Origin of the sequence: Haloferax sp. AS1, assembly GCF_014530665.1 — an archaeon.
Taxonomy (GTDB): Archaea; Halobacteriota; Halobacteria; order Halobacteriales; family Haloferacaceae; genus Haloferax; species Haloferax volcanii.
The window spans coordinates 2,691,298-2,712,315 of record NZ_SPSA01000001.1 but is presented as its reverse complement, the minus strand read 5'-3'; the positions used below and the strand labels follow the sequence as shown (position 1 = coordinate 2,712,315).

General features: G+C 65.0%; 19 protein-coding genes and 1 tRNA gene. 8 read left to right on the top strand and 12 right to left on the bottom strand.

What is annotated here, in order from left to right; translation table 11 throughout:
* Nucleotides 1-76 precede the first annotated feature (76 nt).
* A complete protein-coding gene (locus E4P24_RS14315; RefSeq protein WP_188148615.1) occupies nucleotides 77-1,588 on the top strand; it encodes a DASH family cryptochrome in 1,512 nt (503 codons plus the stop codon).
* Here the strand turns inward: E4P24_RS14315 and E4P24_RS14310 are convergent.
* Nucleotides 1,585-2,016, bottom strand: a complete 432-nt coding sequence (locus tag E4P24_RS14310) for a disulfide bond formation protein B (RefSeq protein WP_004061283.1) — start codon at nucleotides 2,014-2,016, stop codon at nucleotides 1,585-1,587. The two genes, E4P24_RS14315 and E4P24_RS14310, sit on opposite strands and share 4 nt — an antisense overlap.
* 254 nt (nucleotides 2,017-2,270) lie before the next feature.
* Complete coding sequence (locus tag E4P24_RS14305; protein ID WP_115802774.1) at nucleotides 2,271-3,647, bottom strand: MgtC/SapB family protein; 1,377 nt, start codon at nucleotides 3,645-3,647, stop codon at nucleotides 2,271-2,273.
* A 187-nt stretch (nucleotides 3,648-3,834) separates the two neighbouring features.
* On the opposite strand from E4P24_RS14305, the gene E4P24_RS14300 reads away from it, so the two are divergent.
* Nucleotides 3,835-4,470, top strand: a complete 636-nt coding sequence (locus E4P24_RS14300) for an RDD family protein (protein ID WP_115861704.1) — start codon at nucleotides 3,835-3,837, stop codon at nucleotides 4,468-4,470.
* Nucleotides 4,471-4,474: 4 nt separating this feature from the next.
* Here E4P24_RS14300 and E4P24_RS14295 read toward each other — a convergent pair whose 3' ends face one another.
* Nucleotides 4,475-6,127, bottom strand: a complete 1,653-nt coding sequence (locus E4P24_RS14295) for an ATP-binding protein (RefSeq protein ID WP_004061289.1) — start codon at nucleotides 6,125-6,127, stop codon at nucleotides 4,475-4,477.
* A 322-nt stretch (nucleotides 6,128-6,449) separates the two neighbouring features.
* The gene (locus tag E4P24_RS14290) at nucleotides 6,450-6,803 is read right to left on the bottom strand and encodes a winged helix-turn-helix domain-containing protein (protein WP_004044657.1); all 354 of its coding nucleotides are present in this window, start codon (nucleotides 6,801-6,803) and stop codon (nucleotides 6,450-6,452) included.
* Between the two features lie 153 nt (nucleotides 6,804-6,956).
* Between E4P24_RS14290 and E4P24_RS14285 the strand changes: the two genes are divergently transcribed.
* Nucleotides 6,957-7,535, top strand: coding sequence for a response regulator transcription factor (locus E4P24_RS14285; RefSeq protein ID WP_004044656.1), 579 nt, complete (start codon nucleotides 6,957-6,959; stop codon nucleotides 7,533-7,535).
* 81 nt (nucleotides 7,536-7,616) lie between these two features.
* Here E4P24_RS14285 and E4P24_RS14280 read toward each other — a convergent pair whose 3' ends face one another.
* The 8 genes from E4P24_RS14280 to E4P24_RS14245 form a co-directional block, all read right to left on the bottom strand.
* Entirely contained in the window at nucleotides 7,617-8,078 is a 462-nt protein-coding gene (locus E4P24_RS14280; protein WP_008605297.1) for a hypothetical protein, read from the bottom strand.
* Between the two features lie 100 nt (nucleotides 8,079-8,178).
* A complete protein-coding gene (locus tag E4P24_RS14275; RefSeq protein ID WP_115861706.1) occupies nucleotides 8,179-9,729 on the bottom strand; it encodes a bacterio-opsin activator domain-containing protein in 1,551 nt (516 codons plus the stop codon).
* 64 nt (nucleotides 9,730-9,793) lie between these two features.
* Nucleotides 9,794-10,804, bottom strand: coding sequence for a HAMP domain-containing sensor histidine kinase (locus tag E4P24_RS14270; protein WP_115803311.1), 1,011 nt, complete (start codon nucleotides 10,802-10,804; stop codon nucleotides 9,794-9,796).
* Nucleotides 10,805-11,005: 201 nt separating this feature from the next.
* Complete coding sequence (locus E4P24_RS14265; RefSeq protein WP_223173937.1) at nucleotides 11,006-11,479, bottom strand: DUF3592 domain-containing protein; 474 nt, start codon at nucleotides 11,477-11,479, stop codon at nucleotides 11,006-11,008.
* A 292-nt stretch (nucleotides 11,480-11,771) separates the two neighbouring features.
* Nucleotides 11,772-11,846, bottom strand: a tRNA-Glu gene (locus E4P24_RS14260).
* A gap of 86 nt (nucleotides 11,847-11,932) precedes the next feature.
* Nucleotides 11,933-13,918, bottom strand: a complete 1,986-nt coding sequence (locus E4P24_RS14255; protein ID WP_188148614.1) for a 3-hydroxyacyl-CoA dehydrogenase/enoyl-CoA hydratase family protein — start codon at nucleotides 13,916-13,918, stop codon at nucleotides 11,933-11,935.
* 141 nt (nucleotides 13,919-14,059) lie between these two features.
* Complete coding sequence (locus E4P24_RS14250; RefSeq protein ID WP_163489559.1) at nucleotides 14,060-14,641, bottom strand: DNA-3-methyladenine glycosylase; 582 nt, start codon at nucleotides 14,639-14,641, stop codon at nucleotides 14,060-14,062.
* A gap of 114 nt (nucleotides 14,642-14,755) precedes the next feature.
* Entirely contained in the window at nucleotides 14,756-16,117 is a 1,362-nt protein-coding gene (locus E4P24_RS14245; RefSeq protein ID WP_004061299.1) for a RimK/LysX family protein, read from the bottom strand.
* A gap of 131 nt (nucleotides 16,118-16,248) precedes the next feature.
* Here E4P24_RS14245 and E4P24_RS14240 point away from each other — a divergent pair, with 131 nt between their 5' ends.
* The 5 genes from E4P24_RS14240 to E4P24_RS14220 all read left to right on the top strand — a co-directional run bounded on the left by E4P24_RS14240 (nucleotide 16,249) and on the right by E4P24_RS14220 (nucleotide 20,934).
* Nucleotides 16,249-17,274, top strand: coding sequence for a succinylglutamate desuccinylase/aspartoacylase family protein (locus E4P24_RS14240; RefSeq protein ID WP_004061300.1), 1,026 nt, complete (start codon nucleotides 16,249-16,251; stop codon nucleotides 17,272-17,274).
* 109 nt (nucleotides 17,275-17,383) lie between these two features.
* Entirely contained in the window at nucleotides 17,384-17,779 is a 396-nt protein-coding gene (gene sdhC / locus E4P24_RS14235; protein ID WP_004043053.1) for a succinate dehydrogenase, cytochrome b556 subunit, read from the top strand.
* On the top strand, nucleotides 17,779-18,150 hold the full coding sequence (locus tag E4P24_RS14230) for a succinate dehydrogenase hydrophobic membrane anchor subunit (protein WP_004043052.1): 372 nt from the start codon (nucleotides 17,779-17,781) through the stop codon (nucleotides 18,148-18,150). The genes sdhC and E4P24_RS14230 overlap by 1 nt, the downstream gene beginning before the upstream one ends.
* Complete coding sequence (locus E4P24_RS14225; RefSeq protein WP_004061303.1) at nucleotides 18,150-19,031, top strand: succinate dehydrogenase/fumarate reductase iron-sulfur subunit; 882 nt, start codon at nucleotides 18,150-18,152, stop codon at nucleotides 19,029-19,031. The genes E4P24_RS14230 and E4P24_RS14225 overlap by 1 nt, the downstream gene beginning before the upstream one ends.
* Nucleotides 19,032-19,086: 55 nt before the next feature.
* Nucleotides 19,087-20,934: an FAD-binding protein gene (locus tag E4P24_RS14220; protein ID WP_115802780.1), complete on the top strand. Its 1,848-nt coding sequence runs from the start codon at nucleotides 19,087-19,089 to the stop codon at nucleotides 20,932-20,934.
* Nucleotides 20,935-21,018 lie beyond the last annotated feature (84 nt).

Below are 21,018 nucleotides of genomic sequence, written 5' to 3'. Positions count from 1 at the left end.
TTCCACCCGCCCCGATTCCATCAGCCCCGAATCCGCCGTTCGACTCAAGTCACCCCCATCCTAAGCGCCGCCGACGATGTCCGAGTCAACTTCGCTCGCGTGGTTCCGCCGCGACCTCCGCCTGCACGACAACGCGGCGTTCGCGGCCGCCTGCGACGCCGACCGCGTGGTTCCCGTCTACTGCGTGGACCCGCGCGAGTACGGCGACCGACCGTTCGGCGGCCCCGACTCCTTCGACTTCGAGAAGACCGGCGCGCACCGCGCCCGCTTCCGCCTCGAATCGCTGACTGACCTGCGGGCGTCGCTCCGCGACCGGGGGAGCGACCTCGTCGTCCGCGAGGGTCGCCCCGAGTCCGTCCTCCCCGAGGTGGCCGCCGCCGTCGACGCCGACTTCGTGACGGTCCACACGCGCCCGACACCCGAGGAGTCGCGCGTCGAATCGGCGGTCGAAACGGAACTTCGAGACGGCGGCGTCGAACTCCGGCGCTTCTGGGGGCACACGCTCACCCACCTCGACGACCTCCCGATGGCGCTTTCCGACCTCCCGGACACGTACACGACGTTTCGGAAGGCGGTCGAATCGGCCGCCGAAGACGCCGGGACGGGCGATGCAGCAGCCGGCGACGAGCACGCGAGCGACGGCGACCCCGGCGGCCGCGACCCGCTTCCCGAACCGACCGTCCCGCCGCTTCCCGACGACGCGCCCGACGCGGGCGACCTCCCCGCGGTCTCGGACCTCGTCGGAACCGCGGACGCGAACGCCGGCCGCGCTCCCGACGACCGCGGCGTCCTCCCCTTCGACGGCGGCGAGACGGCCGCGCTCGACCGCGTTGAGTCGTACGTCTGGGCGGGCGACCACCTCCGCGAGTACAAGGAGACGCGGAACGGGCTGCTCGGAGCCGACTACTCCTCGAAGTTCTCGCCGTGGCTGAACGAGGGCTGTCTCTCGCCGCGGTACGTCAAGGCCGAGGTGGACCGCTACGAGGCCCGCCGAGTCGAAAACGACTCGACGTACTGGCTCGTCTTCGAACTCCGTTGGCGCGACTTCTTCCAGTTCCAGTTCGCCAAACACGGGAGCGACTGCTTCCGCCGCGCGGGCATCCGCGAGCGGACCGATATCGACTGGCGACGCGACGACGCGCAGTTCGAGCGCTGGGCGGCGGGGAAAACTGGTATCCCTTTCGTCGACGCGAACATGCGAGAACTGAACGCGACGGGCTACATGTCGAACCGCGGGCGACAGAACGCCGCGTCGTTCCTCGCGAACGACCTCCGACTGGACTGGCGACGCGGCGCGGCCTACTTCGAGACGCGACTCGTCGATTACGACCCCGCGTCGAACTACGGCAACTGGGCCTACATCGCGGGCGTCGGCAACGACTCGCGGGACCGCTCGTTCGACGTGCGCTGGCAGGCGACGCGCTACGACGAGGACGCCGAGTACGTGAAGACGTGGCTCCCCCAACTCGACGCGTTACCCGCCGAATACGCTCACGAACCGTGGCAACTCAGCGGGGCCGAACAGGCGTCCTACGGCGTCGAGTTGGGCGTGGACTACCCCGAACCGATGGTCGATTTCTCCGATTAGATGCCCCACGCGTCGTCGGTCTCGCCGCCGACACGGGCCACGGCGACCGCGAGAACCGTCACGAGCGCGAACCCGATGAACGCGAGTCGGGGAATCGTCAGGAGGCCGCCGAGCATCGAATACTGGATGGACGTACACGGGCCGCCGACGGTACAGGTCGCTCCGGGCGCGACTTGCAGGTACGAATGGTAGCCCGAAAGCGCGAGGCCGCCGAGCGAGAGGGGGAGCACCGTCTTCCAGACGTCGGGTCGGTCCTCGACCGCGGCGACCCCGAGCACCACGACGAGCGGGTACATCAGGATGCGCTGGTACCAACAGAGGTCGCAGGGCGTCAGTCCGAGGCCGAGGCTGAAGTAGAGGCTCCCGCTCGTCGCGGCGAGCGCGACGAGCGTTCCCGCGGCGAGCGTGGCGCGCGTCGCGTCCGACACGGTCAGGCGCTCCCGCGACGAGGCGCGCGCCTCGCTCCGCTCGGTCCGTTCGGCTTCGGAGCCGACTGCTGTCGCTCCTCGGGCGGTTCGCCACGGTCTCGTCGAGTCGAGTTGCGTATCATCGCTCGTTGGTCGTGGCGCGACGATAGCCCTCGGCGTACCTCAAGCCATCGGCTCGCCCGGCGAGCCGTCGTCGCTCCGGTCGCACGCCCGCGGCGGTCGCTGGCTGCTCGCGTTGGGGCCGCCAGTCCCGCTCACGGCTGAAAGCCGACGGTAGTGACGATGACGACGCCGACGACGCCGGCGACCACGAGGAGCGCGCTTCGCCGGGCCACCGGCCCGAGAAGCTCCCGGTCGACGCTCGCCGCGAGCGCGACCTTGACCGCGATGCTCGCGGCGGTGCCGGCGAGGACGCCGACGACCGCGGTCGTCCCGCCGATAGTGCCGCCGTCGTAGAGCGTGACGGCGGTCGTAACGACCGAGCCGCTCGACACGAGTCCGCCGAGGAAGCTCGTCACGACGAACCCGGTCGCGCCGAAGTACTCCTGTGCCGCCGCGGAGGCGAGCAACACGAGGAGGAAGAAGACGCCGAATCGGAGGGCGCTTTCGAGGCTGAACGGCGACTCGAACGCCACGTCGAGGTCGACGTTCCACTCGCGGGAGTGCAGCGCGTAGCCCACTCCGGCGAGCGCGACGAGACCGAGTGGAACCCCCACCTCGACCGCGAGTTCCGGGACGAACACGGCGACAAGCGAGAGGTTCCGCAGCGCCATCGCCGCGTCGGCCATCAGAATCGCGGCGGCCGCGAGCGGCCGAATCGACGGGTTTCGACTGGTCCGCCCGGCTATCTCACCGATGACGGCCGTGGAGTTCACCAGCCCGCCGAAAAACCCCGTGATGGCGATGCCGCGCTCGCCGTACCGGCGGATGATGACGTAGTTGACGAAGCCGATTGCGCTCACCGCGACGACGAGCAGCCAGACGGTTCGGGGGCTGACGGCGTCCCACGGACCGACCTGCCCTTCGGGGAGCAACGGGTAGACGACGAACGCGATGATGGCGAACTCGACGGCGCTTCGGACCTCGTCGGTCGTCAGTCGCCGCGCGAATCCGTGGAGTTCTCGCCGCAGAACCAACAGGAGCGACGAGGTGAGCGCGACGACGACCCCCTCGATGACGAAGCCGCTTACGACCGCCGCGCCGACCGCGTAGGCGACCAGAAGCGACGTGGACGTGGTGAGCGAGAGGCTCACGCCGAGGTCGTCTAATCGAGCGGCGCTGTCAGCGGTGCTGTCGTCGTCGCGGCGGGCATCGGACTCGTCGCCGCCTTCGGTTTCGGCGTCGTCCTGCGAGTCGGCTCCGTCGCCCCGCCCGTTCGGCCCGCGGTCGAACAGCCCGCGACTCCCGAGCAACACCGCCTGGACGACCACCAACAGGCCCCCGACCGCCAGAAGGATGTCGCTCCCGACTGCGACGGCGATGCCGCCGAGGAGGCTCGTCAGGGTGAACGTTCGAACGCCGGCGCTCTTTTTCGACCGCTCGCGCTCCAAGCCGAGGAACATCCCTAACGCCGCCGCGACGAACAGGCGGACGATGACGGGGTCGACCTGCGAGGTTAACTCTTCGACCATCACCGAACCCCTGTATCCCCGTGTTCCATGCTATCGTGTGTATTTTAATTGCTATCGTTAAAAACGTGTAAGCTAATTGGATGTGGAGATGGCGGTCGTTCACTCGCCCAACTCCGCTTGCCCCACGCAGTCACGGGGCCGAGGGACACGGACAGCTCTCGGTGGTCGGGTTCGACAGCAGCGCTCAGTGGGCGATTCCACCGACGTGGGCGCACCTCCCGCGCCGGAGAGCACCGTCGTTGACGCGAGCCAGTCCGGGCATCAGTCGAACGCGTCTGGAACGTGGTCGTCTCCCGGCGGCATTTCCGACGGAGAAACACTGCTCTCGGTTGTTTACGCTTTCCAAGCGAAGCACCGTGTAGGCATGGCCGATTCAAACCCTGAGGAGCACTGTGGTATCGGAATCCGAGGCGTCGCGATTGGAATCGATTCGTTCGTGTGGATTGCGCTGCTATTCGTTTCGATTTTGGTCGCAGGAGTGTTCACCGGACAGGTCGAGACAAGCGCACGAGGGCTGAACACGGATTTAGAAGGGGGCTCTGCGTCGATGGCGCTGGGACTGTGGCTCGTTTTGGCGCTCGGCTATCACACCGTCATGGAGTGGCAGTTCGGGAAGACGATCGGGAAGGCGCTCGTGAACATCCGCGTGACGAGTACCGGTGGGGCCGGCCTTACGCTCGGCACCGCCTCGATACGGAACGTGTTACGGCTCGTCGATTGGTTCCCCGGTTTGTACCTCGTCGGCGTCGTCGGGATTGCGGTGTCGGACCGGCAGCAGCGCCTCGGTGACAGGCTGGCGGGGACCACGGTCGTCAGTGCGTGACACGCTACGTGACCCCGTCGTAGAGGCGAATCGTAACGATACTTCCGTCCGGAGTGTTCGGCTGGAACCGAAGCTCGCCCCCCATCTGGGTGACGGCCCAGTTGACGAACCAGAGCCCGATTCCCTGACCGTGTTTGAGTTGCGTCTCGGTCCCAGCAGCGAGAATCTCCTGTTCCCGTTCGGGAAGTCCCGGCCCGTCGTCCGCCACGACGAGTTCAGCCGATGCGTCCGAACGCTCTCGAACCCGGAGTTCGACGGCCGGCGAGTCCTTGTCCGAGTGAATGATTGCGTTTTCGACTAGCTCAGTGAGCACCTGCTGAAGTACCGTTCGGTGAGCGGTGACCGAGACATCGTCGGGGGAGTCAAGCGTTATTTCGGCCGGATTGTCACCGGTTCGGAACTGGTCGGCCACCGATTTCGCAACGCCCGTAAGAGCGACCGATTCCGGTGGTTCGGTACTTGCTGACATGAGTTCCTCGGCCTCTCTGACTTTCTCACTCAGTTCGAGCAGGTCCGTCGTACTGTCTCGGATACCGGTTCGTATCTCTTCGTCATCGACGTGGTCGGCGTAGGCGAGGACGACATCCAAGTCGTTTCGCACGTTGTGACGGAGGATTCGGTTGAGGACTGTGAGCCGCTGTTCACGGGTTCGCCGGTCTGTCACGTCTCGGAAGAGGGCCGTTCTGGCGACCGGGTTGTCCTCCTCATCCGTCGCGGATTCGGTGACCGCGGAGACGCTGTATTGGAACTGTCGGCGGCCCTTCGAGGTCTGGAGTGCGACCGTTCCGGTGGCACCCACGGAGAGGTCCGCCCGTTCGAGCCCGTCGACGACCGAACGAATCGGCGCTCCGATTATCGTCGCTGCCGACCTGTCGAACAACGCCGCGGTCGTCTCGTTCACGTCGAGAACGTGGTCGTCCCAATCGAGGACGAAAATCGCCTCCTGTAAGGTTTCTACCACACGCGTCCGTGCGACGTAATCGGCTTTCGGGAAGCCGGTCATGACGGGATACCGTCGCACGGCAACCGCGAGGAGGACGCCGGCCACGAGCAGGCCAACCGTCGTACTGCCGGGGAGCGTGGCACTGTTCCCCGCGAGGCTGGGCAGGTAGGGCGCTGAAACGCCGCCGGTGAGGATTGCGACGTGTGTGTTCGACACCCTGGCGTGGTTGCCACCGAGGTCAACCAAGAGGTACGTCGCGTACAGGTACAGTGCGAACAGGTACAGGACTTCCGTGCCGATTAGCGAGGCGATCATGTATTCGACGGCCGTCTCCGACGGCCCGACCACGATGGTAAGCCCGCTCAAGAGAACCGGGAGTGCGATTCCGGCGAGCAGCGCGACTCGCTTCCACGTCAGACCGGTTCCACGACCGGTGTAGCTGAGCGCGTACACGACCCAGATACCCGGGATGACCAGTGCGGCCCCGATTTGGCCAAACGACAACAGCGTCGAAAGCACAGCGACGGACGATGCGCCCGGGAGGTCGGACCCGAAGGCGAATACGGCCCACAGCGTCAGCGCAGCGAGGAGCGAGATGAACGGTTCCGCACTGGGTTGCTCCCGAGACTGGAACGCCGTCCATGTGGTCCGGCCAAGGAGAACGACCGCCGCGGCGTTGAGAGCGAGCGCACCTAGTGTCGATTGGAACGCCATTGATTGGGAGTCTCGTGTCAATCTATCGTACAGTATTATGAACTCGGTGATGACGCGTCTCGAACTGCCCGGTGAGCAGTCTCGTTGCGGGTTCACGCGCGGTCGAATCGGACGGATTCCAAGATTCGGTTCGGAAGTGAACTCGCAGTCTGTCTTCGAAGCGAGGCCGATACGCGTTGCGGGACGAGCAGGGAGGGAGAGAGGTGGAGGCCATCCAGTCACCCGTCCGGGGGATGACGGGCAGGTAGGCCGTGTCGCCCGTTGATGATAAGAGGTTTTTCTGCGTTTCTCCGTCTGAAACAGGTGCAAATCGGCTTCTCAGCTACCCCGAGACACTAACCATCGCATCGATGCCGTTCTCGTCGAGGGAGACCGAAAGCGAGGTGGGGACGGCCTCGAACCGCTCTCGATGGTGTCCGTCCTCACAGATGGACATCTCGGTTCGCACGAGCCCTGCGTCGCGAAGGGCGTTGAGGCGGCGGTACGCCGTCGGCCGTGAGACGTCGGCGGCTTCGGCGACATCCCTGCCACACCGGGGTTGCTCGGCGACGGCTTCGTAGACGCGGCGGGTGTACTTGTCACCGAAGAGGTCGAAGAGCTCCGCCGTCGTGAGGTCGTCGGTCTCGGTGCGTTCGAGCGGCTGCTTCGACCTGGATGCTTCGGGGTGGGCGGTCATACGATTGGGGATGGCCCGTGACCTACTGGAGGGATGTGCTAGGAGTGCAGACCGCTCCACGCGGCCGACTCTAGGAGTCCAGACGAGCCTGCGAAGAGAAGGCCATCAGTTATGGGGGCTCAGTCACGACGCCCACGGTAGATAGCGAGACAGATGCCCGGAACTGATGGTGCGGCGGACGTTCGCGCGCTCATCGTGGACGACGAGCGGGAAGTAGCGGACGCGTACGCGTTGCGCTTGCGAGGCTACTGCGAGGTCGAAACCGCATACGGCGGTGAGGAGGCGCTCTCGGTTATCCGCGATTCACCGGTCGACATCGTCCTCTTAGATCGTCATATGCCGGGACTGTCCGGTGACGACGTGTTGACCGAACTCGACGAACGCGACTTCTCTGGCCGTGTCGTCATGGTGACCGCGGTCGACCCCGGAGTGGAAGTCCTGGATATGCCGTTCGACGACTACCTGTGCAAGCCCGTCGACCGGGAGGACGTGCGCGCCGTAATCGACCAGCAGCAACGGATTCTCGCCTACGAGACGCTCGGAGAATTCTTTCGCGTCGAGGCCAAGCGCGCGGTACTCGAAGCGGAACTGAGCCCGGAGCGACGCCGTGAACACGAGGGATACGATGAGACCGCAGCGCGGGCGCGACGGCTCGAACGACGAACGCGGCGGCTGTTGCCGGACGACAGCATTCTCGACCAGTTCGACGAAATCGAGCGCGAAGGCGTCTGACACTCGTCTGTTCCCGCGGAGCCCCTCTCTACGGACCCGCGTGCTGACCCCAGAGACTGAACAGACGCCACAGAGACGACGTCACATCGGCAGGTTCGCAAACGTAACCACGAGTCCGATGAGGACGAACCCAACAGACGTAACGATTCCGTACCAGACAACGCCAATTCCGAGGGCCAGTCGGGGACTCTGCCCATCCCCGGTGGGCGTCCGATGGCAACGTTCTGGCAGGACCCGGAGAACGACGAGCGCGAGGGTACTCGGGAAGAGGAGATTGACAGCGAGAACACCACCAACGATGCCGACGGCATCACCCCCCGTTACCGTCCCCGTTCCCGCGGTGAGTAACATCACGACGAGATACGAGAGAGACTGCGCCGCGAGTAGCACGCTCCCGATTAGCGGATAGTTCACGACGAGCCGGTTGGTCGGCCACCGGAACAGTTCACGGAGCCGTGTAATGGCCAGAAGCGGGGACCAAAACAGGAGAGTAACGACTGTGAAGCCGGCGACGACGCTTAGTGCTGCTCGGACCATACCCATCCACGTGCGCTTGCGACTGTATCTTTCCGGGCTGTGTTTCCATCGCTGAAGCACGAACGGACCAATATCGCACGGCTCAGACGGATGACAGCAGAGGCGTTCAACGCGTCTCGGAGGACCGCGAACTCTCGTTGAGATACGCGTCGAGGAGCTTCCGTTGTCCCGCTCGGAGGTGGTAGAGGAGCGTCGAGCCGGTGATATCGAGGGAGGCAGCGACTTCTTCGGCTGTGCTTCCACGGGGTGATTCGAAGTAGTCCGCGAAGTACGCGGTCTGAAGTGCGGTTCGTTGTCGCTCCGTCAAGGCGTCGTGCAACGCGTCTCTGAATTCACGAGCGGTGGTCACGGAGCGCTCTCGTTCCTCTTTGGCGACGAACTCCATGTTGTAGTCGCGGCTGACCGCGTCTGCGATACGCCGCACGTCGCCGTCTGGTGGCAGCTCTACGACGATTCGGCCGGTACCACTGTCGAAGTTCGCACGGCGAACAGTCCCACCGAGAGACGAGATGGCGAGCAACGGAGTGGACCCCCTGACGGTGAGTTCCACGGACCCCCCCGACTCAGACTCGCGAATGGCTCTCAAATCGTCGATACCGGCGATGTCAGCGGCAGCCCCCTCGACCGCCTGCATAGTCGAGCCCTCGACCGAGACGAAACAAAGTAGTGCGTCATCTCCGTGCGGTACGACTCCCTCCAGTCGCAACGTCGAATCCAGAGCCTTACTCAATCGAGATACGACCGACCCGTCACCAACTTCGAAGGTGAGCTCCGCGACGCTATCTGAGAGCAGTAGATTCCGGTTCCGAGCGGCGGTGACCGCGAAGCCGGCGACATCACCTAACGTCTCGAAACTGGTGTACGCTCGGTCCGAGAACGCCTCGGTTCCGCTGGCGTAGATGCCGACCACACCGTGTACGTTCGAGCCGTACACGAGCGGAACCGCGAGCGCTGATTGGACGCCGTCCGCAAATCCGGCGGTTCCGACCGACTCCGGGACTTGAGAGTCATCGACGAGCGGTTGCGCCGCTTGCAGACGCCCGGTCTCTACCGCACGCTCTTCCAGCGTCGTGGTCGTCTCGTCGTCGAGCGCGTCGCGGACGGCTGCAACGGTCTCGCCGGTGTCGCCAGCGGCGGCGTGAAGGACGAGACTGTCGCTCCCGATTTCGCGCTCACCGACCCAGGCGAACTCGTAAATATCCGTCTCTCCGAGGCTGCGGCAGATGGTCTCGGCGATTTCCGCGCGAGACGTTGCTCCGACGAGTTCTGTGAGGATTTCCGAAAGCACGGTTTCGATGACGGCCGTCCGCTTGTGCTCGATCCGCAGTTTCTCGACCGACTGCTCGTGGCGTCTCCGCTCCGTCACATCTTCGACGTAGATGGCGACCCCGTCGTCAGTAGACGCGACGGAGACGCCGAGCCAGCGTTCCAACTCGGGATAGTACTCCTCAAAGGACGTTTCCGTAATGGAACTCCCCTCGAATGCGAGCAGCAGCGAATCCTCGACGGACCGGGGGAACACCTCGGCGAGTGGGGCACCGACTACGTCTCCCGCGGCACCGATGCGCGACCGCGCGACCTCGTTGATATCGTTCACGGTCCCATCCGCCGAGACGGCGAGGACGCCGACGGGTGCGTGCCGGAGTCGGTCATCCATAGTTAGTGACTGCGTTCGTCCGACAATGGTCTATTGGTTCCGAGCCCCGCCTCGGACATCAGTGTTAGAACCATACCTCAACGCGCGTCCCGCCGTTCGCTGCGGTCGTGAGGGTCAGCTCCCATCCGTGTGCGACGACGATTCGCTCGACAATTGCGAGACCGAGGCCGGTCCCCCCCTCCCGAGTCGAGTATCCCGGTTCGAAGACGACCGCTCGCTCACCCGCGGGAATGCCCGGCCCGTCATCTGCGACGTAGAAGCCGTTTTCCAACGCGCCTACTGTGACGGTCACCGCGCGCGCCGAGTTCGCCGCCCGACTGCTCGTGGAGTCGCTCCCCGCGCTGTCATCGGACAGTGTCTGGTCGGCCGTGGCACCATGTTCCACGGCGTTCCGGAACAGATTCTCGAACAGTCGTTGGACGCGTCCAGAGTCGGCCGTCGCAGTCGGGAGTGTGTCCGCCACATCCAGCGTGGCGTACTCGGTATCGACGGATTGCCACGCATCCTTCGCGGCGGCTTCTATCGAGACGTTGCCGGTCGGGTCCAACACGGTTCGGTCCCGCGAGATAGTCAGTACGTCGCGGATGATACGTTCCATTCGCTCGTGCGCGTCGGCTACTGCGTCGAAGTGCTCGGTGTCACCTGTCTCCCGTGCTGCTCGGAGGTGGGCCTTGGCGACGTCCAGCGGGTTACGGAGGTCGTGGCTGATCACACTGCTCACGGGGTCTACGGCCGGGGTGCCCGCGATACCGGGGAACTCGTTCGCGTCTCGAAACACAACGTAGCCGGTGTCACCGTCAGAAGAGAGTATCCGAGCGAAGAACGGCCCACCCGAACCGCCCCCGTCGAGGTACATCCCGACACTGTCGCCACGAATGAGGTGCGTGACCGGGTTCTCGTCACCGGTCGAGTTGACGAGACTGAATCGCTCGAATATCGCCGTTACGGGCGTTTCGGGCGAGGGACTCTCGAACACCGACTCGAAAGCCCCGTTCGTTGCAGTGATACGAGGCTCGCCGTTCGTCACGGCGTAGGCGACGACTGGCACCCGAAATTCGTCGAGCGGGATTGCCATGGAGGTTCCGTCTGTCATCGATTCCCTACGCTCCTGCACCGTTCCAGACGCGGTTTCTCCCGACCGATGGGGGTTGGGTTGACCCATCGACGGAGAGCGTTCAGGAACCCGTGCATGCGTCATCGTTGGACTGTGGATACGTATAGTGTTTCCCGCCCGTTCTGACACAGAAACGCGGTAGCCGGATAATCTGCCAGACCCTCAGTTTCGAAGGACCGAAACGAGCGTGCCAAGCACGAGAGCAGCACCAAACCCGGTTATGTAGAGCGGCTTAGTGCTGCTCTCATGTATCAGGAACGCGTCACCGGGGGAATTCGATGGTACGTAGGCGGTCACGGTCGCTCCTTGCTCGTAACCCCCTAACTGCGATTGAGCGTCTTCCTTCGTCTCGAATTCGCGCGAAACACCTCCGGGATACATATGTGTTGACGTATAGCGTTCGCCTTCGTAGGTGTATCTGAAAGTCGCTTGCGGTCTGTAATCGTCCGTCCCTCGTCGCTGGTTGACCTGTTCGATTGCGGTCGAAACGACAGTCGCGTCAACCGTCTCCGTGGCGTCCAACGCCGAAGATTGGGCCAAGTAACTGTACCCCCCGTACCCCATAACGCCCAGTCCTAAGATAAGGAGGAGTGCGACCCCGAGCGGTCCAGATGGGCCATTGAACTTGAATTCCATGTCCGAGGGCATGAGATGTTGAACGGTAAATGGGTAATCAGTGTTTCGCGTCCTGTAACACCGGAGCGAGCCCACCGTTCGACTGTGAGTTCAGCGGGGCTCTCATGAACGCCTCCCCCAGCGGCCGTACCTGCGGTTCCGGGTGAACCCGGCGAATCTACTTGGCGGGACAAAACGGCTAATCGCAAGACTGCGTCGGGTTCGTCGAGTCGAGTGAATCGGCTTGGCCTGAAACATTGGCTATCACGGTCGGATTCACGGCTCGAAAACGCAAGACGGCGGGAGAATGGGATGCTCGGTAGGGGATTTGAACCCCTGTCCTCGGCTCGAAAGGCCAAGATGATTGGCCGGACTACACCAACCGAGCGTCTGCATTCACGAGTGGTCGTTGGACTATTTTAAGCGTTGCGTTCCATCGTGGGTGAGTGAGAGGAACCCACCCACGACGGCCGGTTACTCGCCCGTGAACTCGGGGTCGCGGTCGCTCGTGAAGGCGGCGACGCCCTCCATCAAGTCCGAGGTGGTGAACAGCAGACCGAACGCCTGCGCTTCGACTTCCAGTCCCGAATCAGTGTCTTCCCAGCCGTTGTGCATGGCGCGCTTGGTGTAGCGCTGGGCGACCGGCGGACCCTGTGCGAACCGCTTCGCGTACTCGAAGGCCCGTTCTTCGAAGTCGTCGTCGTTCTCGACGACCTCGTTGACGAAGCCGTAGTCGGCCATCGTGTCGGCGTCGTAGCGGTCGGCGCTGAAGATAATCTCCTTCGCGCGGCCGGTGCCGACGATGCGCTGGAGGCGGACCGTGCCGCCCCAGCCGGGAAGGAGGCCGAGGTCGTGCTCGGGCTGGCCGAGTTCGGAGCGCTCCGTGGCGATGCGGAGGTCGGCGCACATTGCGAGTTCCATCCCGCCGCCGAGACAGAAGCCGTCGATGCCGGCGACGACCGGCTTGTCGAGTTCCTCGAGCTTTCCGAACGTCTGTTGGCCCTTCCGCGAGATTTCGACGCCCTCGACGGGGTCGCCGCCGCCCGCGGCGATGCTGGTCACGTCGGCACCGGCGGAGAACGCGCGGTCGCCGGCTCCCGTGAGGAGCACGGTTCGAACCTCGTCGTCGTCGGCACACAGGTCGATTGCCTCCGAGAGTTCGTCCATCAGTTCGACGCTGATGGTGTTGAGTCGGTGCGGCCGGTCGAGGGTGATGTGGCCGACACCGTCGCGCACCTCGACGGCGATGGCGTCGAACGCGGGAGCGTCGCCGGATTCGTCCTCGCCGCCGTCGCCGTAGAAGCCCTCGTCCGACTGGGCGAGGTCGCGGAGGTACTCGACGGCTTCGTAGCGCGCTTCGCCGGTCTCGTCGTGGAGTTCGTCGAGGGCGTCGACGAGGGCGGCGATGCCGGCGCTGTCGGCCATCTTCGCCGGGCCGTCGGGGAAGCGCCCGCCGAGTTTGACCGCGCGGTCGATGGCGGCCGGGTCGGCCACGTCGTTGCCGACGAGACCGGCGACCTCGTTCGCCATGACGCCGAGGAGTCGGTTCTTGACCGCTTCGCTCCCCTCGTCGTGGGCGATTTCAGCGCCCGCGCCGTCCTCGTAGTCGTAGAAGCCCGCACCGGTCTTCTGGCCGAGGTCGCCTTCTTCGACCTTCTCCGAGAGGAGCGGACACGGTTCGTAGGCGTCGCCGAGCACCTCGTGCATGTATTCGAGGACGTGGTAGCCCACGTCGATGCCGACGTAGTCGGCGAGTTCGAAGCTCCCCATCGGGAGGCCCATGTCGTACTTCGTCGTGGAGTCGACTTCGGCCATCGTCGCGTCGCCGGCGTGGACAATCCACGCCGCCTCGTTCATCAGCGGGACGAGGATGCGGTTCACGATGAAGCCGGGGCTGTCCTTGCGGACGCGGACGGGCGTCTTGCCCATCGACTCGGCGAGGTCTTCGACGAGGTCGAGCGTCTCGTCGGCGGTGTGCGCGCCGGAGATGACCTCGACGAGGTCCATGCGGACCGGGGGGTTGAAAAAGTGCATCCCGCAGAAGCGCTCGGGGCGCTCCGTGACCTCGGAGAGTTCGGTGATGGAGAGACTGGAGGTGTTGGTGGCGAACACCGCGTGGTCGGGGGCGTACTCCTCCAACTCGGCGTACACCTCCTTTTTGATGGCCATCTTCTCGGGGACGGCCTCGATGACCACGTCGGCGTCGGTGACGGCCTCGCCGAGGTCCACCGCGGTCGAGACGCGGGCGAGCGCGGCGTCGGCGTCGTCCTGCGACAGTCGGTCCTTCTCGGCGAGTTTGTTCAGCGACCACTCGATTTTGTCGTAGCCCTGCTGGACGAACTCGTCTTCGATGTCGCGCAGGACGACGTCGTAGCCGGCGAGGGCCGCGACCTCCGCGATGCCGTGGCCCATGTTGCCCGCTCCGAGCACGGTGATACTGTCGACGTCATCTACGTTCATGGAAGAACGTTACACTGCGTCGCGGTTTCAACGTTTCCCTCGCGTGAAATGTAAACTCAGATTGTGTTTATTCGATTGGCGGTCTACGTGGGTGCAGTCTATCGATTACTCGGACTAGACTCCGTTTCCACCCTGTCGAAGTTAGTCCACGCACCGCCAGAGATACCGACTGGCGTAGCTTCGATAGGGTGCCCATCGCTCGGCGCGCTCGCGCATCTCGCCGCGGGAGACGGCGTCCTGTTCGAACCCGAAGACGTGTTCCATCCCGCGACGAATCCCGAGGTCCTCGACCGGGAACACGTCCTCGCGGGCGAGCACGAAGATGAGGAACATCTTGGCGGTCCAGTCACCGACGCCGCGAATCTCGGTGAGCGCCGAGACGACCTCGCCGTCGTCCATCTCTCGTAACGACTCGGCCGACAGGCCGTCTCGGAACGCGTCGGCGACGTTGCGGACGTAGCCGACCTTCTGGTTCGAGAGGCCGCAGTCGCGCAGGACGTCCTCGTCGGCGGCCAGTATCCCCTCGGGCGTGACCTCGACGCGGTCGAACAGGCGGTCCCGAATCGTCGCCGCCGCGGTCGTCGAGAGCTGTTGGTTGACAATCGAGACGACCAGTCGCTCGAAGGGGTCGTCGGCGGGGTCGAGCGAGAGCGGGCCGTGTTCGTCGACCACATCGCCGAGGTGCGGGTCCGCACGGAGTTCGCGGTAGGCGTCGTCGCTCATCGACTCGTGGTTGGGTCGTCGGGGAGAAAAGTGCGCGTGTCTCGGGTGCTCGGATGCGGTCGCCCGTCGTTCGACGGCGGTGACCGCGCTGGTGGCCCGGTGTGGCGGGCCGACTTACTCTTCGAGGAGCTCTTCTTCCTCGTCGTCGCTGTCGTTTCGGTCGGCGTTGGCGCGGCGGCGCACGTCGACGCGGTAGTGTTCGAGGATGTCGCGGCCGAGCAGCAGCGGGTAGTCCATGTGCGAGCGGTCCTCGACGCTGGCGGTCACGGTGTGCTGGGTGCCGCCGATACCGATGACGAGGTCGACTACGGGGCGGGCCTTCCCGCTCTTGAGGCTCCCGGACTTCACGCGCGTCATGCTCTTGATGGGCCCCGCGCCGATTTCGGCGGCGAGGCTCGTGTCGATGCTCGTCCGGGTCGCGCCGGTGTCGGACTTCGCGAGGGTCTGCTGGGAGCCGCTGGTCCCGTTGACGACGACCTCCTCGATGTAGCCGATGAGGGGCGCTTCGCCGTCGATGATGGGCGACTCGTTGGGGGCACACGAGGGGACGGAGTCGTCGAGCGTCGCCGACAGCTCCTCGACGCGCGTCTCGTCGACCTCGCCGCCCGCGCGCTCGATTGCGAGCTTCGCGATGTGCGGCGCGGGGCTCTTGCCCGTCGCCTGATAGAGGCCCTTGAAGCCGGCCGTCGGGTTGGCTTCGAGGACGAACCAGCCGTCGTCGCCCTCGACGAGGTCGACGCCGACGTAGTCCATCTCCATCACTTCGGCAGCGTAGAGCGCCGTCTCCTTGGCCTCATCGGGCATCTCGTCGGTCGCGTCGAGCACGTCGCCGCCGAGGGCGACGTTGGTCCGCCAGTCGCCCTCCGGGGCGTAGCGGTACATCGCGCCGACGATGTCGCCGTCGACGATGTACACGCGCAGGTCGCGGTGGCGGTCGCCGTCGCGGTCGATGAGCTTCTGGAGGAACGCCTGCCGGTTGCCGACCTTCGGGTTGACGGGCTCTGTCAGGTCGACCTTCCACGTCCCGCCGCCGTGGGTGCCGATGGCGGACTTGTAGACGCCCACGTCGCCGAAGCGTTCGCGGCCCTTGTTGAGCCGGTCGTTCGAGAGCGCGAGCAGCGCGTCGGGTACCTGGATGTTCCAGTTGGCGAGCGTCGCGGCCGTGGCGAACTTGTGGATGGCCGCGAGAACCGCGTCCGGCTCGTTGAGCATCGGTCGGATGCGGTTGAACGTCGTCGCCAGCCCGAGCAGTTCGGCGGGTTCCTCGGTGTTCGACAGGAGCAGTCGGTTCGCGATGATGTCCACCTCAGGCTCGACTGTCACCTCGCCGTCTTCGATGCTGACCGCCGCGTTCTCTCGACGGAGCCACACCGGCTCGTGACCGAGGTCTTCGACCGCATTGAGGATTGCCTTCGTCTCCTTACTGTTGTGCAGAGAAAGCACGCCGACACGCACGGCGTCGTCTGTGGTGGACATACTCAGTTGATATCCTCCCGGTTTCAAAGACATGACGGTCGAGAGTTGGAGGCCTTCGGTTCGCAGCCGCGAGGACGGCGTCGGGCGGTCCGTCGCGACCGTTTATAACCCCGGCCCTCCCATCGCATCACATGGCCGACAACGAGGCCTTCACCTACAACGGCGGGAAGGTCGAGCCGGGCGAGACACAGGACATCCGGTACGGCATCTCCGAGACGTATCTCGGGGACCCGGTTCGCATCCCCGTCACCATCATCAACGGGGAGCAGCCGGGGCCGACCGTGTTCCTCTCCGCCGCCGCCCACGGCGACGAACTGAACGGTATCGAGGTCGTCCGCGAGGTGGCCTACGAGTGGGACCTCGCGGACCTCGCGGGCACGCTCGTCTGCATGCCGGTGATGAACGTCCCGGCCTTTCTCGCCCAACAGCGGTATCTCCCCATCTACGACCGCGACCTGAACCGGTCGTTTCCGGGCTCCGAGACCTCGACGGGGGCCAAGCGGATGGCCCACCGCATCTACCAGAACTTCATCGCGCCCTGCGACCTCGGCATCGACTTCCATACCTCGACGCGGGGGCGGACCAACATGCTCCACGTCCGCGCCGATATGTCCGACCCCGCGGTCGCGCGCCTCGCCAACGCCTTCGGCTCGCACGTCATCATCGACAGCTCCGGGTCCAGCGGGATGCTCCGAACCGAGTCGTCCGCGAACGGGACGCCGGCCATCACCGTCGAGATGGGCGAGGCCCACCGCTTCCAGCGCGAACTCATCGACGAGGCGCTGGCGGGCGTCGAGAGCGTCTTCGCCGAGTACGGCCTCCGAGGAACCTCGACGGTCAACTGGCCGGGCTGGCGCACCGTCATCTCCGACGAAAACGAGAAGACGTGGCTCCGCGCCGACGCGGGCGGCATCGTCGACATGCACCACGACCGCGGCGCGCTCGTCCACGAGGGCGACCGCATCTGCACGATTACGAACCCGTTCAAGGACGACAACGTGACGGTCGTCGCCCCCTTCACGGGCCTGCTCGTCGGCGTCCTCGAAAACCCGGTCGTCTACCCCGGCAACCCGCTTTGCCACCTCGTCGAACTCAAAGACAAGGTGCGGCGCGTCGTCGAGCGCGAGCAGTCCGGCTCCCCCGAAACGACGCGCTGAGACCGTTCGGCTCGACCCGAGACGCCCGGGGGCGGCGATTTTTGCCGACCCTCACGAAACTCCATACACGTAAGTTCTATACCCTCCCCTTCCCGACACTCACAAGAGCATGAGTCAGTCTTACAATCGGGGCCTCATCGAGGACTTCAGCAGATGGCGGGAGTTCTCGGCCGGCATGTGGGCCTGGATATTCCACAAGTTCACCGGCTGGGTGCTTGTGGGCTATCTCTTCACCCACATCGCCGTGTTGTCGACGGCCCTCTCGGGCGCGACGGCGTACACGAACACGATTCAGGCGCTGGAGAGCCTCCTGGTCGTGCGTATTCTCGAAGTCGGGCTGCTCGCGGTGGCGGTGTTCCACATCCTCAACGGACTGCGGCTGCTGTTCGTCGACCTGGGCGTCGGGCTGGAAGCACAGGACAAGAGCTTCTACGCGTCGCTCATCCTCACGGGTGTCATCGTCGTTGCGAGCGTCCCCACGTTCCTCTCGGGGGTGAGCATCTAATGGCAGAACGATACACGTCCTTCGAGCCCGGCGGCCGGCGGTGGCTCTGGCAGCGGCTGACCGCCGCCTTCCTCGTCGTGGTGCTGGCGTTCCACTTCTTCCTGCTCCACTTCGTCAACCACGCCGACGAAGTGACGTTCGCCCTCTCGCAGGCGCGCATGGAGCAGCTGACGTACTTCTCGCTGATGATCCTGTTCCTCGTCACCGCGACGTTCCACGGGGTCAACGGCGTCTACAACGCCCTCGTCAACCAGGGTCTCTCTGGAACCCGGAAGACGGCGGTCAAGGCGATTCTCGGTCTCGCGAGCGTCCTGCTCATCGTGCAGGGCGTCCGCACGGCCCTCGAGTGGGCCGGAGGTGTTCCCATCTAATGAGCACGCAAGTTCCCGAAACTGTCGAGGAGGAATCGGCCACGGAGACGGCGTCCGCCGGCAAGCAGAAGCGCGACGCCAAAAAGCGCGAGCGCGCCGAGCGCGTCCAAGAGCAGCGCGAGGCCGAGGCGGCCGAGAAAGCGCGCTCCGCGGACGACACCTACCACCTCAAGGTCTTCCGCTACGACCCCGAGGTGCCGGAGAAACAGGAGCCCCGCTTCGACGACTTCCACGTCCCGTACAAACAGGGCATGACGATTCTCGACGCGCTCATGTGGGCACGGGACCACTACGACTCCTCGCTTACCTTCCGGCACTCCTGCCGGCAGGCAATCTGTGGGTCCGACGCGCTGTTCGTCAACGGGTCGCAGCGACTCGGCTGTAAGACCCAACTGTCGGACCTCTCGGAGCCGATTCGGGTCGAACCGCTCCCGCACTCCGACGTGGTCAAAGACCTCGTCGTCGACATGGAGCACTTCTACGACCAGATGGAGTCGGTCGAGCCGTACTTCCAGACGAACTCGCTTCCGGACGGCGAACTCGACGAGCAGCGCCAGACGCGCGAGAACCGCGAGAAGGTCAAGATGTCCACCCGCTGCATCTGGTGTAGCGCGTGTATGTCCTCGTGTAACATCGCCGCCGGCGACAACGAGTATCTCGGTCCCGCGGCCATCAACAAGGCCTACCGCTTCGCCATGGACGAACGCGAAGGCGAGGACATGAAGCAGCGCCGCCTCGAAATCCTCGAACAGGAACACGGCGTCTGGCGCTGTCAGACCCAGTTCTCCTGTACCGAGGTGTGCCCGAAGGACATCCCCCTCACGGAGCACATCCAGGAGCTCAAGCGCGAGGCGATTAAGAACAACCTGAAGTTCTGGTGAACTTCCCGGTGAAACCCTGAAGTTCGACCAACCCTACGACACACCCAAACACACCATGTACGAACACGACGTTATCGTAGTCGGCGCGGGCGGGGCGGGCCTGCGCGCGGCGATTGCGGCACACGAGGAAGGGGCCGACGTGGCCATCGTGTCGAAGCTCCATCCGGTCCGAAGTCACACGGGCGCGGCGGAGGGCGGCATCAACGCCGCGCTCCGCGAAGGCGACTCGTGGGAGGACCACGCGTACGACACGATGAAGGGCTCGGACTATCTGGCCGACGCGCCGGCGGCCGAGACCCTCTGTAAGGACAGCCCGAAAGAGACCATCCAGCTCGAACACTGGGGAATGGCGTTCTCCCGCGACGACGACGGTCGCGTCAGCCAGCGACCGTTCGGCGGGCTCTCGTTCCCGCGGACCACCTACGCGGGCGCGGAGACGGGCCACCAGCTGCTCCACACGATGTACGAGCAGCTCGTCAAGCGCGGCATCAAGGTGTACGACGAGTGGCACGTCACCCGACTGGCCGTCACCGACGAGGAGAAGCCGGAGGACCGAACCTGTCACGGCATCGTCGCCTACGACGTCCAGACCGGCCAGGTCGAGGGCTTCCGCGCCCGCAACGGCGTCATCCTCGCCACCGGCGGTCTCGGACAGGTCTACGACCACACGACGAACGCGGTCGCCAACACCGGCGACGGCGTCGCAATGGCCTACCGCGCGGGCGCGCCGATGGAGGACATGGAGTTCATCCAGTTCCACCCGACGACGCTCCCCTCGACGGGCGTCCTCATCACCGAGGGCGTCCGCGGCGAGGGCGGTATCCTCTACAACGAAAACGGCGAGCGCTTCATGTTCGAGTACGGCTACGCGAACAACCTCGGCGAACTCGCCTCCCGCGACGTGGTCTCCCGGGCCGAACTGACGGAGGTCAACGAGGGCCGCGGCATCGAAGACGAGTACGTCCACCTCGATATGCGCCACCTCGGCGAGGAGCGCATCATCGACCGCCTCGAGAACATCGTCCACCTCTCGGAGGACTTCGAGGGCGTCAACCCCCTCGAAGCGCCGATGCCGGTCAAGCCCGGCCAGCACTACGCGATGGGCGGCATCGAGACCGACGAGAACGGCGAGACGTGCATCTCCGGCCTCTACGCGGCCGGCGAGTGCGCCTGCGCCTCCGTCCACGGCGGCAACCGCCTCGGCGGCAACGCGCTCCCCGAACTCATCGTCTTCGGCAAGCGCGCCGGCCACCACGCCGCGGGCAAGGACATGGAGGAGGCCCAAATCACGACCGGCAAGGAAGGCGAGTACGAACTCGGTGAAGTCGATTCGCCGGTCGAACTCGGTGAAGCCGGTATCGGTGAAGACGCCGTCGCGGACGGCGGGACGGCGGCGGACGCCGGCGCGTCCGTCTCCGGGGCCGACCTCGTCCAGCGCGCCGTCGAAGACGAGCGCGAGACCATCGACACCCTCCTGGAGCGCGAAGACGGCATCCAGCAGGCCGAGATTCGCGAGCGCGTCCAGAAGTCGATGACGCGCAACGTGAACGTCTTCCGCGAGGAGTCGGCCCTCAAGGACGCGCTCCGCGACATCCGCGAGGCGCGCGAACTCTACCAGCAGGTGTTCGTGGGCGACAAGTCGCGGACGTTCAACACGGACCTCCTCCAGACGCTGGAGATGCGCAACATCCTCGACATCGCGGAAGCCATCACGCTCGGCGCACTCGCGCGCAACGAGTTCCGCGGAGCCCACTGGCGCAAGGAGTACCAAGAGCGCCGCGACGAGGAGTGGCTCAAGCACACGATGCTCTCGTGGAACGACGGCCGCCCGGAACTCTGGTACAAGCCGGTCATCCTCGAAGGCGAGAACAAGACGTACGAGCCGAAGACGCGGAGCTACTGACCCGACTGCGCCCCGTCCGAGTCGCGACCAATCTCTTTCGTCGCCGCTTTCGAGCGGTGCATCGCATGGAACCCAACGCCCCAC